The sequence below is a fragment of the Polaribacter sp. SA4-12 genome (assembly GCF_002163675.1).
Lineage (GTDB): Bacteria > Bacteroidota > Bacteroidia > Flavobacteriales > Flavobacteriaceae > Polaribacter.
Window position 1 is genome coordinate 1,319,594 of the sequence record NZ_CP019334.1, and the last position, 19,553, is coordinate 1,339,146.

Genomic DNA, 19,553 nt, shown 5'->3' on the forward strand with positions numbered 1-19,553 from the left:
TCCTAATAACACTATAGTACAGATGTTGCGCCAAATGAATTAAATGTAGCATCCGTGTTAAATAAAGGTTAAATAGCAACAATAGTTCTAAACTCTGTTTTTTCTGTGTTAAAAAAGATGATTTTGTTCTTATATATTTGGATAGTACAACAATGCATATGAAGCAAAAAGACTTAAAAAAAAAATTATTATACGAGCTATTACTAGTAATATTTATGTTATTGCTACTAGTATTAATACTTAATAATATCTAATTAAGTTCTTTCTTTTTCTTTGTACTGTTAGTCAAAAAAGTATTTTTAATTAACCAATTAATATGAATGATGATAAAATTTAAAGTCACGATTATTGCATGCCTAATATTATGTATGCAGAATGTTTTTTCGCAAAACAAGACAATTACTGGTCAGGTAACAGATTCCTCAGGAAACATTTTACCCGGAGTATCAGTTGTTATTAAAGGAACAACCAAAGGTGCAAATACCGATTTTGAAGGTAACTATTCTTTATCTGGTGTTTCTCCTAACAACGAGTTAATTTTTTCTTATTTAGGAATGAATTCCCTAACAATTCTTGTAGGAAACAAAACTAAAATTAATGCAGTCTTACAAGATAATCTAGAGTCTTTAGATGAAATTGTAGTTGTTGGTTATGGTAGCAAGAAAAAAAGTTTGGTTACAGGAGCAATATCAAGTATTGACTCAAAACAAATTAAAAGTTCTTCAAACCAAAGAGTAGAAGCTGTTTTACAAGGTAGAACATCTGGTGTTACAGTATCTTCTTCTTCTGGTTCTCCTGGTTCTGGAGCAAAGATAAGAATTCGTGGAACTGGTTCTAGTGGAAATTCTCAACCTTTATTTATAGTTGATGGAATGAAAGCATCATCTATTGCAGATATTGCTCCATCAGATATTGCAAATATTGAAATCTTAAAAGATGCTGCTTCAGCTGCAATATATGGTACAGAAGGTGCAAATGGTGTTGTTATTATAACAACAAAAAGAGGAAAAAAAGGAGGATTACAAGTATCTTTTAATTCTCAATTAGGTATTCAAACTTTAAGAACAGATATGGAGCTAATGAATGCTTCACAATTTGTTACTTACATGAATGAAGCTGGTATAACAAGTGTTGTAGATAATGGATATGATACAAATTGGATAGACGAAACATTTTCTCCTGCAATTATGCATAGAAATGATATTAATTTATCTGGAGCAACAGATAATTTTTCTTACTATACTTCTGCTTCTCACTTAAACCAAGATGGTATTATTGACGGAGGAAACTCTTCTTTCGAAAGATCTACATTTAGAGTAAATTTAAAAGGTGATGTTGCTAAATGGTTAGAAGTTGGTGTAAACGCTACATATTCTTCTTCTGATAAAAGTGGAATCCCAGAAAATAGTGATACAAGAGGTGTAATACAAAACATGCTTATTTTAGACCCATTAACTCCCTTAACTTATGCTAACGGACAAGTACCTGCTATCGTTAGACAAAACTCAATCGATAACGGAGTGCCGTTATTAAGAGATAGAAATGGTAATGTATATGGATACCCGAGTTATTCTAATGGAGAGGTAATAAACCCTGTTGCGTATGCAAATGAAATAACTAAAACAACAGTAGATTCTTATCAATTATTAACTTCTGCTTATTTGAAGTTTAAACCTTTTGAAGGCTTTTCATTTACTACTAGATTTGGTTATGATGAAAATCAATGGGATACAAGAAATACAATTAACCCTTACTATGTATCATCTATAGCATCTAACACTACTTATAGTGGTTCTCAAAGTATTGTAGAATCTAAAAGATGGTTGTGGGAAAACTTTGCTTCTTATGAAAAAGCGCTGGGTAATCATAATTTTAAATTATTAGCAGGATATTCAGCAGAAAACACAAGAGTTAAAACACCAACATCTAGAAGTGGTTCTACTGCTATTGCTAATTTTACAGGCTTTGATTTTGATTTACCTGACTTTAATACACAAGTAAATCAAATAGATCCTTCTCCAGATAACATGGTTTCTATGTTTGGTAGATTATCTTATGATTATTTAGGTAAATATTTATTTGAAGCTTCTATAAGAAGAGATAAATCAGATAAATTCCCTACTGCTAATAAAGTTGGTTCTTTCCCTGCATTTTCAGCAGGTTGGGTAGCTTCAAAAGAAGATTTTTGGAGTGATGATTCTAAAATCGATTATTTTAAATTAAGAGCAAGTTGGGGACAAAACGGAAGTAGAAGTAACTTAAGTGGTAACTCAGACAAAACATATATTACTTCAACTCTTAATGGTCAAAACATTGATTATTTAGGGTTTACTGGTGCACAAATTACAGGATATTCAAATACAAATTTAGTTTGGGAAACATCAGAACAATTAGATTTAGGTGTAGATTTAAGAGCATTCGATAACAGATTAAGTTTTTCTATGGATTATTATGTAAAAACAACTAGAGATGCAATTGTTAATGATGGATCATTAATTACTCCTGGTTCTGCAGGTTTTGTATCTAATGAATTTAATGCTGGTACTATAGAAAACAAAGGTTTTGAATTTGAAGTTGGTTATGGAGATACTACAGATGGTGGTCTTAGATATAACATTAATGCAAACTTATCAACTCTACAAAATAAAGTAACAGAAATTCTTATTGTTGAAGAAGGTTCTTACCTTACTGGTGCTGGTGCTCCTCAAAATGCAGATGGAATTACAAGATTTATGGAAGGACAACCTTCTTGGTATTTCCATGGATATAAAACAAATGGAATAGATTCAGCTACTGGTGAAGTTATAATTGTAGATACAGATGGTGTAGCAGGTATTACAAATGCTGATAAAACAAACATAGGTTCTCCACATCCAGATGTATTATTTGGTGGTAACATTAGCTTAGGTTATAAAGCATTTGATTTTAACTTACAATTTCAAGGTACAATTGGTAATGATATAATTTCAACTTATCACCAACCTTCTAGAGCAATTACAAACAAACCAGTACACTTTTTTACTGAAAGATGGCAAAACCCTGGAGATGTAGCTTCTTTTCCTGGAGCAGCAAGTGTAATTGCATCTTATGATACAGATTTAATGGTAGAAGATGGTTCTTTCATGAGAATTAAACAAATTCAATTTGGATATACTTTACCTGAGCACATAACAAACAGAATACATGTAAAAAACTTAAGAATGTATGTATCTCTAGATGACTATTTTACCTTTACAGGATATAAAGGTTTAGATCCTGAAATTGGGAATTTTAACTATAATTCTATAGGTGTAGATAGAGGATTTTATCCTACAGCTGCAAAAGCAGTATTTGGACTTTCTTTAGACTTTTAATAAAAAAATATAACATATTATGAAAAAAACATTTTTAACAATTATTGTGGTTCTTTTTCTAGGAATAATTTCTTGTAATGATGAGTTTACAGAAAACCCTAGAATAAACGTAGAAGAGCTAGAAACATTCTTTCTTGAAGAAGAAAATGTAGAAACTGCTATTATAGGTATCTATGATTTAATGCAGCATAATTACAGTAAGGACTGGAGTAGTACTTTTCTTGTAAAATTACTTCCTGGAGATGATGCAAATGCTGCTGGTGGTAATTCTGGAGATCAAACTCAACTTCAAAACATAGATGATTATACAAATGTATCTTCTTCTAATCCGTCTATCACTAGTGTATGGGATCTTTTTTACAGAACGATTGCATTATCTAATTTAGTTATTAATAATATTACTGATGGTAATTTACCTAATAAAGATAGAGCTTTAGCGGAAGCAAAATTTATGAGAGCTTGGTGTTATTTTGAATTAACAACTATGTTTGGTGATATACCATTAAGATTAACAGTACCTGAAAAAGCAGAAGATTTTGGAATTGCAAAATCATCAAGAGCAGATGTGTATACTCAAATTGAAAGTGACTTAACTGCTGCAATTAATGGTTTACCTGGAAAAGGAGCTTCAGATAGCTTTAGAGCTTCTAAAGAAACTGCAGAAGCATTAATGGGTAAAGTATTAGTTTTTCAAGAAAAATATAGCGATGCAATACCTTTCTTTGAATCTGTAATTAGCAATCCTGCTGTAGATTTAGAAGCAAAATCTGAAGATGTTTGGAGTGTAGATCATGAATTCGGAATCGAATCATTATTTGAAATGGGATTTGTAACTACATCTGCTAGAGATTGGGGTAACCTTGCTTGGGGAGGTAGAAATGAAAGTAATTTACACATACAATTAATGGGACCTAGAGGTGATGGTATTTTTGACGTTACAGGTTCTGGACTTATTAATGGATGGGGATTTAACTTACCAACTAGTAAATTAGTAGATGCTTTTGATGCAGCAGGTGATACTGAAAGAAAAGCTGCAACTCTTATGACAGAAGCTGAATTAATTAGTGCTGGTGGATCTGTAGACCCTACTGCTGCTGCTGGAGGAGTTATTTGGGATTATGAAGGTGCTATAAGAATTAAATACGGTACAAAATTAGAAGATACAAGTGAAGGTGGTGTTAAAGAATTAAACTACGGAATTAACTATAGATTATATCGTTATGCAGAAGTATTGTTATTAGCTGCAGAGGCTTATAATAAAGACGGACAAGATGCTAAAGCAAGAACTGAATTAAACAAAGTAAGGTTTAGAGCAGGTTTAGCAGATGTTTCAACTTCTTTAATTGGAGACGATTTATTTGACGCAATTGTAAATGAAAAATTCTTAGAATTAGCTCATGAAGGTCAACGTTTCTGGGATTTAGTACGTTGGGGTAAAGCTGCAACAGAATTATCTGGAACTGGTTATACTTCTACAAATGACTTATTTCCTATTCCTATTACAGAAATTGATAAAAATTCAGAATTATCTGATGCAGATCAAAATCCTGGATATTAATATATTAAAGTCCCTCATTTTGAATTAAGGAAAATAAAGCAGTATGAATCGTAATTTCATACTGCTTTATTTATTTTTATAGCAACCTAAAAAATAATCTAATGTTAAGAGCATTCAGTTTTTTATTTCTAATAGTAATTTTCGTTAGCTGTTCAACTAAAGATAGAGAAACTACTTTATTCTCTAAAATTTCATCAGATAAAACCAATATCAACTTTAGTAATAATATAACAGAAACAGATTCTTTAAATTATTTTAAATACGCTTCTATTTATCTTGGAGGTGGTGTTTCTGTTGGTGATATTAATAATGATGGTCTTATAGACCTTTTCTTTACAGGAAACCAAGTACCAAACAAATTATATTTAAACAAAGGCAACTTACTTTTTGAAGATATTACAGGAAAAGCAAACATTTCTGGAGATAATAGATGGTATACAGGTACAACAATGACAGATGTAAATAACGATGGTTATTTAGATATTTATTGTTCGGTTGCAGGTAAAAACGGCATTAAAAACAATCAGCTTTTTATAAATAATCAAAATAATACGTTTACAGAAAAAGCAAAAGAATATAACATTGATGACACAGCGAACTCAATGCAGTCAACTTTTTTTGATTATGATAATGATGGAGATTTAGATCTTTATATTGCAAACTACCCTATTACACATCAATCAACATCTAACTTTATTTATAAAAACAAAAAGGACAATGCAACACTTGCAGAATCTAATAAATTATTTAGAAATGATGGAAATACTTTTACAGATGTTACAGAACAAGCAGGCGTAAAAAATTATAGCTTGTCATTAGGTGTTTCGGCTGCAGATATCAATAATGATGGTTGGCAAGACATCTATGTTTCTAATGATTATAGTACTCCAGATTTTTTTTACATCAACAATAAAGATGGAACTTTTAAAGAAATTGTAAAAGAAGCGACTTCTCACACTTCTTTTTACGGAATGGGAATTGATGTTTCTGATATTAATAATGATGGTTTTTTAGACCTTTTTCAAGTTGATATGGAATCTAATAATAACCGTCGTCAGAAAGCAAATATGGCAAGTATGAATCCGGAATTGTTTTATGAAACGGTTTTATATGGATTTCATAATCAATATATGCACAACTGTTTACAATTGAATTCGGGTTTAATAAGAAATGGAATTCCTGAGTTTTCAAATATCTCAAGATTAGCAGGAATGTCTTCTACAGATTGGAGTTGGGGTCCTTTATTTGCTGATTTTGATAATGACGGATTTAAAGATTTATATATTACAAACGGAACAAGACGAGAAGTTAATAACAAAGATTTTTTCAAAAAAATTGGACATAAAGAATATGATAAATATTCATTATTAGAAAAAAACAAAATGATTCCGAGTGAAAAGATTGACAATTTCACTTTTCAAAACTTAGGAAACCTCAACTTTAATAATGTTGGCAAAAAATGGGGTTTAGAACATAAAGGCTTTTCTAATGGAGCTGCTTATGCAGATTTAGATAATGATGGAGATTTAGAAATCATTGTAAATAATATAGATGATAAAGCTACTATCTTCAATAACAATAATTCAGAAAAAGCTAACTATTTAAAAATAAAACTGAATGGATCTTCTAAAAATAAATTCGGATTAGGAACCAGAATTTATGCTTTTACTGCTGATAAAAAACAAATGCAAGAATTAACGCTAACAAGAGGTTATCAATCTTCAGTAGCACCAGAAATTCATTTCGGATTAAATAAAAATGAAAAAATTGACAGTTTAAAAATTATTTGGCAAAATGGAAACATTCAAGTTTTAAAGAACGTAAAAGCAAATCAATTATTGACAATTAATTATGCTGATGCTAAGCCAAACCTCAACAAGAAAATAATCAACAAAAAAAAAACTTTATTTACAGAAGTAGATAATTTACTACAACCAAAACATAAAGAAAACGAGCTTAACGATTTTGACAAACAAGTTTTATTGCCTCACAAAATGTCAACTTTAGGTCCTGCTCTAGCAGTTGCAGATGTAAATAATGATGGTTTAGATGATTATTTTATCGGTGGTTCTTTTGGAAATCCATCACAATTATATTTACAAAAAGAAGGCAATTTTATAAAGGCTGAAATTCCAACTATAGAAAAAGACAAACTTTCTGAAGATTTAGGAGCATTATTTTTTGATGCTGATTTAGATGGTGATAAAGATTTATATGTGGTTAGTGGTGGTTATGAATATGCTCAAAACTCATCAATGTTACAAGATAGATTCTATGAAAATGATGGAAAAGGTGGTTTTAAAAAATTGGTAAATAGTTTACCTAAATTTTCTAGTAGTGGCTCTAAAGCATATCAATTAGATTATAATAAAGATGGCAAACAAGATGTTTTAGTTCTTGGTAGACAAGTCTCTGGAAAATACCCTTTACCCGCAACATGTTATTTACTTAAAAATAATTCGACTCCTTCAAACATTAAATTTGAAGACACCTCTACTACCCTATTTTCAGGTTTAGGAATGGCAACAAGTGCTGTTATTACTGATTTTAATAATGATTCTTGGCAAGATATTATTATTGTTGGCGAATGGATGAACATAAGAGTTTTCAAAAATAACAAAGGAACTTTTACTGAAGTTTCTGAAGAAATGAGATTAACAAAAGACACTACTGGTTGGTGGTGGAGCATTAATCAAGGAGATTTTGACAATGATGGTGATATAGACTACATTTTAGGAAATAATGGCTTAAACTATAAATACAAAGCCACTGAGAATGAAACTTTTGATATTTATGTCAATGATTTTGATAACAATAAAAAAAGCGACATTGTTTTAAGTTATTATAATGAAGGGAAACAATATCCACTTCGTGGAAGACAATGTTCATCTCAACAAATACCAGGAATCAAGAATAAATTTAAAGATTACAATGAATTTTCTCAAGCTACTTTAGTTGATGTTTATGGAAAACAAAATTTAGAAAATGCTTTACATTATCAAGTAAAATCTTTTGCAAGTATTTATTTAGAAAACAAAGGCGATACTTTTGCAATTCACAAACTTCCTATTGAAGCTCAATTTTCTAGCATTCAAAAAATATTGGTGAATGATTATGATAAAGATGGAAAACTAGATGCTATTATTGCGGGTAACTTACATAATTCAGAAGTTGAAACGCCAAGAAATGACGCTAGTTATGGAGTGTTTTTAAAAGGAAAAGGAGATGGAACATTTAAACCAACTTCTGTCTTAGAAAGTGGTTTTTATACTTCTGGTGATGTAAAAGAAATGTCTGAAATAACAATTAATAATGAACATTACATTATCATTGGTAAAAATAATGATGCAGTACAATACTTAAAAATTGAAAAATAGATTTAGAGAAGAAATGATAATATCATTACGCAACTAAAACCAACGAGCGATAAAATAATTGTCATTACAGACCAACTTCTAAACGTTTGTTTTTCGTCAATATTTAAATATTTACTTACTAACCAAAAGCCACTATCATTTACATGAGACATTATTGAGGCTCCAGCTGCTATTGCAATTACTAAAAGTGCTTTGTCTATTTCTGTAATTGAATCCGCTAATAAAGGCGCTGTAATACCAGCAGAAGTTATCATTGCAACTGTTGATGAACCCTGTAAAACCCTTACAATTACTGCAGCTAAAAAGGCAAAGACAAGAATACTTATACCTTTATCTGCAAAATAATTGGCAAGCATTGTACCTGTTCCTGTATTTATTAAAATTTGTTTAAAAACGCCACCTGCTCCAGTTAATAATATAATAATACCTGCAGCTTCCATAGATTTTGTTGTTATTTTTAATAACGTTTCTTTATGATAACCTCTTTTAATTCCTAATAAATACCATGCAATTAAATTAGCAATTATTAATGCGGTAAATGGATGCCCAATCATTTGCAACCAGTTTTTAACATTTTCAGGAATAGTACCTTCATCGAATAAAGGGCTATTTAAAACGGTATTACTCACTATTAAAATAATAGGAATACCAATTATAGCAAGTATCATTCCTACTGCAGGAGATTCTTTATGATTTTGTTTGTCATCTATTTTAGGTGCTTCAACAAATATTTTTTTTGAAATATATTTTGCAAATAATGGTCCACTAATAATAGCAGAAGGAATTCCTACAATAAAACCAAAGAAGATAACCCAACCTAAATCTGCTTTTAAAATATCTGCAACAGCAACTGGTCCAGGTGTTGGAGGAATAAATGCATGCGTAATTGCCAAACCTGATAATAAAGGAATTGCATATAACAAGAGTGATTTTTTAGTTTTCCTTTGCAGTGAATAGATTAATGGGACTAAAATGATAAATGCAACATCGAAAAAAACAGGAATTGCAATAAAAAAACCTGTTATCATCAGTGCCCAAGAAGCATTTTTTTCTCCGAATTTATGTAATAAATAATTCGCCAAAGCTTCAGCACCACCAGAGTGTTCTAAAATTGCTCCAAACATTGCCCCTAATCCTACAACTGTAGCTACAAAACCTAAAGTATTTCCCATACCTTCTATTATAGTGCGGATAATATCTAAAGGATCCATTCCTGAAAATATTCCAACAGAAATACTTGCAATTAAAAGTGCAATGAAAGCAGGAATTCTAAATTTAAGAATTAAGATAAGTAAAATAGCTATTCCAATAAAAACTGCAGAAATAAGAGTAAAATCTATCATAATAGTATTTGTCTAAAAAAAAATAACTGTCAAAAAGAGAGTTCCTTTTTGACAGTTATTTTTTAATAAAAAGTTTATTTATTTTTAAGCGTAAAAGATGTTTTTAAACCTTGTGCTGCATTTGGGCCAACCCAAAGATTAAACTGACCTTCTTCTGCTGCTTTCACAATTTTATGATTCACAAATTCTAAATCTTTAGATGATATTTTGAAAGAAACTTCTTTTGTTTCTCCCTTTTTTAAGAAAACATGTTGAAACCTTTTTAATTCTTTTATAGGTCTAGTTATACTACCTACAATATCTTGAATATATAATTGAGTAATCTCTTTACCGTCTTTAGTTCCTGTATTTGTTAAAGAAAACTTCACTTCTAAATCTTCACTAAAATTGATATTATCCTTAGAAATTGTCAAATCAGAATATCTAAAAGTAGTATACGATAAACCATAACCAAAAGGAAAATGAGGTGTAAAACCAGCATCTAAATAATGAGATTTATTTCCTAAAGAACTTTGCCAAGCAGCAACTGGAATTTTATCGATCGGAATAAAGGTTACACTATCTGCAGGTCTCCCTGTATTTTTATGATTGTAGAAATACGGTAATTGTCCCGCTGTTTTTGGCCAAGAAACTGGCAATCTACCTTCTGGAGCTTTTATTCCATTAATAATTTCATATAAAGCTTCACCTCCCATTGTTCCTGGATGCCATGCCATTAAAACGGCTTCTGTTTCATCTATAATATTCGTAATTGTAATTGGTCTACCTGCCATGATAATTAAAACAATAGGTTTTCCTGTTTTTGCAAGTTCATGTATCAATTCTTCTTGAATTCCTGGTAAATCCATATTTGCTCTACTATGTGCTTCACCAGAAAGAATAGCTTCTTCACCTCCAAAAAATAAAATAACATCAGATTTTTTTGCAATATCAATCGCTTCCTTAAATCCTTTTTTTGATTTATCTCGACTATAATCTACCCCTTTTGCAAATTTAAAATTTGCATTTGCTTTTTGATAAGCATCTAAAGGTGTGTTTGTATGCTCTTTTTCTCCATCAAAAGCCCAAGTACCTAATTGTTCATGTGGCGCATTTGCCAAAGGACCAATAATTGCAACATTTGTTTTTTCTGATATTGGTAAAATAGAATTCTTATTTTTTAATAATACTGTACTTTCTATTGCTGCTTTTTTAGCTTCTTTTATATGATTTTCAGCATAAAAATTACCAGTATGCTCTTTATTTCTATATGGATTTTCGAAAAGCCCTAATCTAAATTTAACGCGTAAAATATTTCGAACAAACTCATTTAATTCTTCTATAGTTACCTTCTTTTCTTCGATTAACTCTTTTAAATGATTTTCATAAGCCTGACTAGTCATTTCCATATCTAATCCTGCTTTTGCGGCTAATTCTGCTGAGTGTTTTTCATCACTTGCAAAACCATGACTGACCATTTCTATAACAGAATCCCAATCACTAACTACAAAACCATCAAAATGTAACTCATCTCTTAAAACATCTTTTAGCAGATATTTATTACCTGTTGCAGGAATTCCGTTTATCTCATTAAAAGCACTCATTACAGTTGCAGAACCAGCATCTACAGCAGCTTTAAATGGAGGTAAATAAACATTTCTTAAAAGAGGTTCATTTAAATTAACCGTATTATAATCTCTACCACCAATTGCTGCTCCATAACCAATATAATGCTTTGCAGAAGCTGCCATTCTAAATGGATTACTTAAGTCTTCTCCTTGAAACCCTTTAACATATGCTGCTCCCAAAATTGTAGCTAAATATGGATCTTCTCCTGGAGATTCTGCTACTCTTCCCCAACGACTATCTCTAGCAATATCTAACATCGGTGCAAACGTCCATCTAATTCCTGCTGCTGAAGCTTCAAAAGCAGAAATTTCTGAAGTTTTTTCTACTATTTGTGCATTCCAAGTTGCTGCTAATCCCAATGGTATTGGAAAAATAGTTTTAAAACCATGAATAACATCTCTTCCAAAAATTAATGGAATTCCATTTGGACTTTCTTCTACAGCTAGTCTTTGTAATTCATCCACATAATCTAGGTTCATAATATTTAAAAAAGCTCCAACATTCCCCTTTTTTACAGCTTCTTTTAAATTTTCTGGTAACGATTTTGCTCTACTAGAAACGCCTCTTAAATTGGTTTGTCCTATTTTTTCTTCAAGCGTCATTTTAGAAATTAACGCATCAATCTTTTTTTCATGAGTTGTATCTTTCACAAACGTCTGTTTGCTTTCTTTACAACCTAAAACAACTACTACCAATAATAGTAAAAGGAATGTTTTTTTCATCGTTTGGTTTATTTACTTTGTTTATAAAAATTACTTTGTACTCCTTTAACACCTGGATTCACTTTATATACAGATCCTGCTAAAGGATATTTTTTTATTTCTTTCTCAGTCATATCTACACTTGCAGTAGTTATATATAAGATGTCTAAGTTTTCTCCTCCAAAAGCACAAGAAGTAATATTATGAGCAGGAACTTCTATTTTAGAAAGTACTTTTCCTGTCTTTGGATTAAATCTGATCACCGCATTTCCATTCCACATACCAACCCAAAGCATATTTTCTTCATCAATGGTCATTCCATCAGGAAAACCTAAAGATTCTGGAATTTCAACTGCAATTTTTCCGTTTGATATTTCACCTGTTTCATTATTATAATCAAACTCTTTAATTGTAGAAGTTGGTGTATCGATGTAATACATTGTTTTTTTATCCGAAGTCCAAACAATACCGTTAGAAATTGTAACACTATCAATCTTCTTTTCTAAAATATTTTCTGATGTTATTGTATATAAATTTGCCTTTCCTTTTTCTTTATTAAAATGCATTGAGCCAACCCAAAACCTTCCTGCAGGATCACATTTTCCGTCATTTAATCTACTATCAGGTAATTCGCTTTTCATATCGGTGAATAAATTACTTTCACCAGTTTTTAGATTTATTTTATGAACACCATCTTCTAATGCAATCAAAGCTTCGATTTCAGTAAAAGGAACAACGGTACCTATTCTAGAGTTTGTATTTAATGTTCTATTAATTTTGGATTTTGGATTGTAAATATTTAATTGCTTTCCTTCAATATCAATCCAATATAATTCTTGGGTTTTATAATTCCATATAGCACCTTCTCCCAAAGTAGCTTCAATTTCATACTCTAGTGTTGCTACTTTTTTTGATGCTGTTACTTTGTCCACCTTTTGTTCTTTATTAGAATTACAAGCAAATAATAAAATTGAAAAAATTAAAAGCGATACTTTTTTAATCATTTTTTAATTTTGTTTTTTAGATTTTGAAAACATCCACGGAATTAATTCTGCCTCTTGAAAAGCTTTTTTAAATGTGTCTCTATGACCAAGACTATATTCTGAATATCTAACATCTTTATTTACATTAGATAAAAGAGAATACATTTTTCTTGAACCTTCAACAGGATTCCATTTGTCTTTATTTCCATGAAAAATCCAAATAGGAATTTCTTTTATTTTGTTTATTTGATTAAGATCAGAATATCCTGCCATTGGTATTGCTGCTGCAAATAAATTAGGCTTTCTTGCTATAAAATCCCAAGTTCCAAAACCTCCCATAGATAAACCTGTTATATAAACTCGAGATGTATCTATTGCCTTCTCTGAAATTATTTTTTCTATTAATTCTAATGTAGCTTCACCAGATTCTGATGGTATTGGATTCATAATATAGGAACCATCTTTACCCAAACCTTTAAATGGTGTTTTTGGTGAATTTCCAATCCATTTTGCCCATTCTTATTTTCGGTCTTATTAGAACATTGGGGAACTAAAATATAACATGGATAATTTGCTTGTGATTGTGGAGTTATTAATGAATTTTCGTTCATAATTATTCCTGCGTTTCTATAAATTCGTGCGCCATTTTCTGTACCTCTTTCTCCTCTTCCGTGAAGAAAAATAACCAATGGAATCTTTTTATTTTGATGAATGCTTGGAGTGAATAATCTATAAGGTAACTCTAAATTATTAGTAGCTTTATAAGCATTTCTAATCAATAAGCTATCAACATTTTCTAAAACTGATTTAAGTTCAATTTCTGAGGTTATTGTAGATGATTTTACCGGTTTACAGCTACAACAAAAAGAAATAAAAATGACTATTATTAAGTTCTTATTTTTCACTCTAAAAAGTTTAAAAAAAAGCAATATAAAGTAACTTTATACTGCTTTCCACATTTACTAACTCAAATTAATCCAAATCAAACTTTATCTTTTTTATTATGTTATTTGATGCATTTCCTACATACAAATAATAAGTTCCTTTCTCAACAGACCAATCAGAAACTTCAGTATTATAATATGCTAATTCTGATGCATCAATAGAAATTGTAACTGTTTTTTGCTCACCTTTTTCTAAATATACTTTCGTAAAACCTTTCAATTCTTTTAAAGCTCTTTTTACTTTCGATTTATGTTTACCAATATATAATTGTACAACCTCAGCTCCTTCTCTATTTCCTGTATTAGAAACATTAAAAGTTACTTTTATTTGGTCTTTATTAGCATATTTTTTCTGATTTACTTTTACATCAGAGATTTCAAAATCAGTATAAGACAAACCAAAACCAAAAGCATATTGAGGTACTATTTTCTTTGTATCAAACCATCTGTACCCAACTAAAATATCTTCTTTATAATATTGATTTACGCCATCTCCAGGATACGAAGTTTCGCCAAAAGAATGCGCTCCATTATCTTTTAATTTCTTCGGAAAAGAAAAAGGAAGTTTCCCTGAAGGATTTACATCTCCACTAACAATATCTGCAATTGCATGACCTGCCATACTTCCTAAATACCAAGTTTGTAAAATTCCTTTCGTTTTAGAAACCCAAGGCATTTCTACAGCATTTCCTGTTACTAATAAAAATCCGACTTCTTTATTAACTTCATAAATTCCGTTTAATAATTTTTCTTGTCCAAATGGCAATTTAAAAACTTTTCTATCTCCTCCTTCTGTATCTTGATGATAACTTTTATTTAAACCACCTATAAAAAGAACGATGTCTGCTTTTTTAGCAACTTCAATTGCCTTTACATATAAAGAATCTTGATTTAAAGTTGCAGGAAGTGCTGCATTGTAGGCAGAAGCACCAGACTCATAACCCATTGTATGAATTATAGTGGCATTTTTATATCTTGTTTTAATCCCTTCTAAGGGAGATATTTCAAAAAGAGGTTTTAATTGAGATGATCCTCCACCCCTTGTCATATTTCTTGTTGCATTTTCTCCTATAACAGCAATTGTTACTCCTTTTTTGTCTTCTATAGGGAAAAAATTATCTTCATTTTTTAATAAAACAATCCCTTCTGTAGCTACTTTTCTTGCTACTTCATGATGTTCTTTATTGTTTAACTTTCCTAAAGATCTGTTTGGATTTAAGTTTGTACGATACACCAATCTTAAAATTCTACGCACTTTATCATCCAATAAATCTTCACTTAACTCCCCCTTTTTAATGGCTTCTAAAAATGGATTTGCTAAATAATAATAGTTATAATTATCTTTTTTACTTACGCCTAAACCATCAGTTCCTGTACCCATCTCCATATCTAAGCCATATAAAGCTGCTTCTTTTGTGTTATGTGCAGACCCCCAATCACTTATTACAACACCATCAAAACCCCAATCTGTTTTTAAAATTTTATTCAAAATTTTATGATGTGTTGTGTACTGACCTCTAAATTTATTATAAGCCCCCATAAGAGACCAAACTTTTCCTTTTTGTACAGCGGCTTTAAATGCAGGTAAATAAATTTCATGTAATGCTCTATCACTAACTTCTACATTAATTTTATCTCTTAAATGTTCTTGATTGTTTAACACAAAATGCTTTACACAAGCTGCAACTCCATTTTTTTGAACACCTTTAACATAAGGAACAACCATCGTTGAAGCTAAAAAAGGATCTTCCCCTAAATATTCAAAGTTTCTACCATTGAATGGGGTTCTGTAAATATTTACACCTGGCCCCAATAAAACATCTTTTTCTCTATACCTAGCTTCTTCTCCCAAACTAAAACCATATTCTCCAGATAAATCAGGATTAAAACTTGCAGCTAAACAAGTTAAAGCAGGAAAAGCTGTAATTGCATCATTCGTCCAATTTGCTTCTCCCCAATCATCCCAAAGAATTTCTTCTCTAACTCCAAGAGGTCCATCAGACATCCATACTTCTGGTATCCCTAATCTAGAAACTCCTTCTGTACTAAATTTAGATTGTGCATGAGTCAATGCTATTTTTTCTTCAAGCGTTAAAACAGCAATAATGCTATCTATTTTTGCCTCTATATATACAGAACTAGTTTGATTTTTTTCTAATTGAATTTGTGGTATTTTATTTTGTCCATTTATAAATGAAATATGAAGACATAAAATAAAAGTTAGTATTGAAATATTTTTTTTAAACGCTACTCTCATATTTGATAATTAATTTACTGTTGTCTGTTTTTTGATAAAACTACTTTTTAACAAGATATATGAATAAAACTAATTCAACTAAGATTATAACATTTGTTGCAATTCCTTTAAAAGTCTAATTTTTTACATGCTGATAACACATTAGAGCTATCTTTTGCTTTAGATGTATCATAAATAAGTTTTTGTTGTTTTCAAGTTTAGAATACTTTAGTACTTATATAATAATGATTAAAAATTCATCAAAATCAAGAACTAATTAATGATTTTTCCAAAGAGAAAGATAAATTTAGTAAAACAATAATTTCTAAAAAGTGTAAATAATATGAACTTTAAAAATTATATAATAATCCTCTTAGTTTTAATAATTGGGTGCTCAAAACCGACAGTTAAAAAAGAGAATAAAACAAAAAACTTGCCTGAAATTAATTATTTGAATCAAAAAATTCAAGTTTATACAACAGCAAGAAACACCAATTTAAGGTTAACTAAAACAAATGAATTAACTTTTAAAGAAAAAATACAACCCCTAGAAACTGAAGTTGCAGTTTTTGTAAATCCAAATAAGACTTTTCAAAAATATTTAGGAATTGGAGGTGCTATTACTGACGCTTCTTCTGAAGTGTTTTCTAAGTTGAATGATTCTCAACAAAACAAATTTTTACAATCCTTATATGGTAAAGATGGTATTGGTTATAATATTATTAGAACGAGTATTCACAGTAGTGATTTTGGTTTGGGAAGTCATACGTATATTGATGAAGGAGATGCAGATTTAAAAACATTTTCAATAGAAAAAGATAGAAAAAAAAGAATTCCTTTAATTAAAAGAGCTATTGAATTAATTAAAGACGATGTCGTTTTTTATGCAAGTCCTTGGAGTCCCCCAGCTTTTATGAAGACTAATAAAAACATGTTAAATGGTGGTAAATTACTTCCAGAGTTTAGACAATCTTGGGCAAATTATTATGCGAAATTTATTAAAGCTTACGAAAAAGAAGGAATTCCTGTTTGGGGGTTAACCATTCAAAATGAACCAATGGCAGTTCAAAGATGGGAATCTTGTATTTACACTGCCGCAGAAGAAAGAGATTTTTTAAAGGATTATTTAGGACCAACCTTAGAAAAAGAAGGTTTAGGTGATAAAAACATTGTTGTTTGGGATCACAATAGAGATTTAATTTCCGACAGAGCAAATACTATTTTCGAAGATCCAGAAGCGTCAAAATATGCTTGGGGAATTGGTTTTCATTGGTATGAAACTTGGACTGGTGGTTTGCCAAAATATGATAACTTGAAAAACATAAATGAATCTTATCCTACTAAAAACATATTGTTTACAGAAGGTTGTCAAGAAAAATTTGATATTGAAAAATTACAGTTTTGGCCAAATGCAGAACGTTATGGAAATTCTATGATAAATGATTTTAATAGCGGAGTTGTAGGATGGACAGATTGGAATATCTTATTAGATGAAAGAGGTGGGCCAAATCACGTTCAGAACTTCTGTTTTGCACCAATTCATGCAAATACAAAAACTGGAGAGTTAATATATACACCAACTTATTATTACATCGGTCACTTTTCTAAATTTATAAAACCGGGTGCTTTACGTGTTAGTACAACAACGAGTAGAACAACAATAGAAAGCACTTCTTTTAAAAATAAAAATGGACAAATTGTAACTGTAGTTATGAATAAAACAGATTCCAAAATAGTTTATAAACTGATTGTTGGAGATAGTGAAACGGAAGTTGAAATCGCTCCACGTGCAATGCAATCAATAATTTATTAAACTTATTTTTAAAGATTGAATAACAATTATGAATAATAAAACATATACTATTTTTATCAGTTTTATAGTAGCTTTAGGTGGTTTTCTATTTGGTTTTGATGCTGGAATTATATCTGGAGTCATGTCTTATGCAGGACCAGAATTTAATTTAAATGAAATACAATCTGGTTGGGTAGTAAGTGCTCCTTCATTTGCTGCAATGTTTGCAATGTTGTTTTCCGGGAGATTAAGTGATAAAATAGGAAGAAAAAAACTACTAATTTTTGTAGCCTTCCTGTATGCAATATCTGCTATTTTATCTGCTTTGTCTATTTCTTACGAAATGCTGTATATAGCAAGAATTATTGGTGGTATTGCTTTTGGTGCTGCCTTAGTTTTAGCTCCCATTTATATTGCAGAAATTTCTACAGCAGAAAATAGAGGGAAATTGGTTTCTCTACAACAACTGAACATCGTTTTTGGATTTTTTGCCGCTTTTTTAAGCAATTATTTTTTCAATAAATACAATACGCAAGAAAGTGCTTTTTTAACGGATGAAAATGTTTGGAGATGGATGTTGGGTGTAGAATTTATTCCTGCTGTTTTCTATTTTATCTTATTGTTTTTTGTTCCTAAAAGTCCACGTTGGTTGTATTTAAAAGGAAGCTTTGAAGAAGCTAAAAAAGTTCTAAATAAAATTCACGGTTCAGAAAGAGGAAGTCTAGAAATTGCTGCCATAGAAAAAAATATTCTAAAAGAAAAAAACAAATCTGAGTTAAAAATTAAAGACATCTTAAAACCTTCTTTACGCTTTATTTTAGTCGTTGGTTTGGTTGTTGGTGTTTTACAGCAAATTACTGGTATTAACGCTGTATATTTTTACGCAACATCCATTTTTAAACAGACAGGTATTGGTACAGACGCTGCTTTTTCTTCTGGAGTTTTATTAAGCACAATTTCCGTTATTTTTACTTTTGTAGCTATTTATTTAATTGATAGAATGGGTAGAAGACCTTTATTATTAATTGGTACAGCTGGTATTGCTATTAGTTTATTGTTATGTGCTTATGGTTTTAATCAAGCAACGTATCAATTATCAAAAGAAAAAATTAATCAATTTGAGTTTTCTGATTCTCAAAAATTATTGCCTTTAGCAGATACATTATATAAAGACGATATTACCTTCAAGAACGAAGTAAAAGCTGCTTTAGGAAATAAGATTTATAGTAAAAATGACGGCGCTATTTTAGAAGCTGCAACAACAATTAATGCCAACTTAATATTAATAGGGATTTTAGGTTTTATTGCTTGTTTTGCATTCTCATTAGGACCAGTAATGTGGGTTTTATTATCAGAATTATATCCAATAAAATATCGAGGTTTGGCAATAGGAGTTATTGCTTTCATCAACTCATTAATTAGTTCTTTAGTACAACTCGTTTTTCCTTGGGAATTATCTCATTTAGGAAATGCCTTTACATTTTTCGTGTTTGGAGCTATCGCATTCGTTGGCTTTTTTATCATGTTAAAAATATTACCAGAAACTAAAGGGAAGTCTTTGGAAGAATTAGAAATTGAATTAATCAAAAACTAAAAAAAGATTTACGACTGCCTATTTTATATAAATAGAAACCAACTACTTAACCACTAAACAACTT

11 protein-coding genes are annotated in these 19,553 nt (G+C 30.3%); 5 read left to right on the forward strand and 6 right to left on the reverse strand.

Annotated elements, in window-relative coordinates; genetic code table 11:
• Positions 1–368 precede the first annotated feature (368 nt).
• The 3 genes from BTO07_RS05655 (at position 369) to BTO07_RS05665 (ending at position 8,288) form a co-directional block, all read left to right on the forward strand.
• Positions 369–3,353 carry a SusC/RagA family TonB-linked outer membrane protein gene (locus BTO07_RS05655; RefSeq protein WP_232457092.1) on the forward strand — a complete coding sequence of 995 codons (2,985 nt, stop codon included), beginning with the start codon at positions 369–371 and terminating at the stop codon, positions 3,351–3,353.
• A 19-nt stretch (positions 3,354–3,372) separates the two neighbouring features.
• Positions 3,373–4,911, forward strand: a complete 1,539-nt coding sequence (locus BTO07_RS05660; RefSeq protein ID WP_087520308.1) for a RagB/SusD family nutrient uptake outer membrane protein — start codon at positions 3,373–3,375, stop codon at positions 4,909–4,911.
• A 101-nt stretch (positions 4,912–5,012) separates the two neighbouring features.
• Complete coding sequence (locus BTO07_RS05665; protein ID WP_087520309.1) at positions 5,013–8,288, forward strand: VCBS repeat-containing protein; 3,276 nt, start codon at positions 5,013–5,015, stop codon at positions 8,286–8,288.
• A gap of 2 nt (positions 8,289–8,290) precedes the next feature.
• Here BTO07_RS05665 and BTO07_RS05670 read toward each other — a convergent pair whose 3' ends face one another.
• From BTO07_RS05670 to BTO07_RS05695, 6 genes are all read right to left on the reverse strand, one after another.
• Positions 8,291–9,631: a GntP family permease gene (locus BTO07_RS05670; RefSeq protein WP_087520310.1), complete on the reverse strand. Its 1,341-nt coding sequence runs from the start codon at positions 9,629–9,631 to the stop codon at positions 8,291–8,293.
• Between the two features lie 74 nt (positions 9,632–9,705).
• Positions 9,706–11,961, reverse strand: a complete 2,256-nt coding sequence (gene bglX, locus BTO07_RS05675; protein WP_087520311.1) for a beta-glucosidase BglX — start codon at positions 11,959–11,961, stop codon at positions 9,706–9,708.
• Between the two features lie 8 nt (positions 11,962–11,969).
• Positions 11,970–12,944: an SMP-30/gluconolactonase/LRE family protein gene (locus BTO07_RS05680; RefSeq protein WP_087520312.1), complete on the reverse strand. Its 975-nt coding sequence runs from the start codon at positions 12,942–12,944 to the stop codon at positions 11,970–11,972.
• A gap of 3 nt (positions 12,945–12,947) precedes the next feature.
• Positions 12,948–13,370: a prolyl oligopeptidase family serine peptidase gene (locus BTO07_RS05685; protein WP_087520313.1), complete on the reverse strand. Its 423-nt coding sequence runs from the start codon at positions 13,368–13,370 to the stop codon at positions 12,948–12,950.
• Positions 13,367–13,828, reverse strand: a complete 462-nt coding sequence (locus BTO07_RS05690; protein ID WP_087520314.1) for a hypothetical protein — start codon at positions 13,826–13,828, stop codon at positions 13,367–13,369. The genes BTO07_RS05685 and BTO07_RS05690 overlap by 4 nt, the downstream gene beginning before the upstream one ends.
• Before the next feature lie 67 nt (positions 13,829–13,895).
• Positions 13,896–16,124: a glycoside hydrolase family 3 C-terminal domain-containing protein gene (locus BTO07_RS05695; protein ID WP_087520315.1), complete on the reverse strand. Its 2,229-nt coding sequence runs from the start codon at positions 16,122–16,124 to the stop codon at positions 13,896–13,898.
• 322 nt (positions 16,125–16,446) lie between these two features.
• On the opposite strand from BTO07_RS05695, the gene BTO07_RS05700 reads away from it, so the two are divergent.
• Together BTO07_RS05700 and BTO07_RS05705 are read left to right on the forward strand one after the other, a co-directional pair.
• Positions 16,447–17,916, forward strand: a complete 1,470-nt coding sequence (locus BTO07_RS05700; RefSeq protein WP_087520316.1) for a glycoside hydrolase family 30 protein — start codon at positions 16,447–16,449, stop codon at positions 17,914–17,916.
• Positions 17,917–17,944: 28 nt separating this feature from the next.
• Complete coding sequence (locus BTO07_RS05705; protein WP_087520317.1) at positions 17,945–19,489, forward strand: sugar porter family MFS transporter; 1,545 nt, start codon at positions 17,945–17,947, stop codon at positions 19,487–19,489.
• Positions 19,490–19,553: the final 64 nt, after the last annotated feature.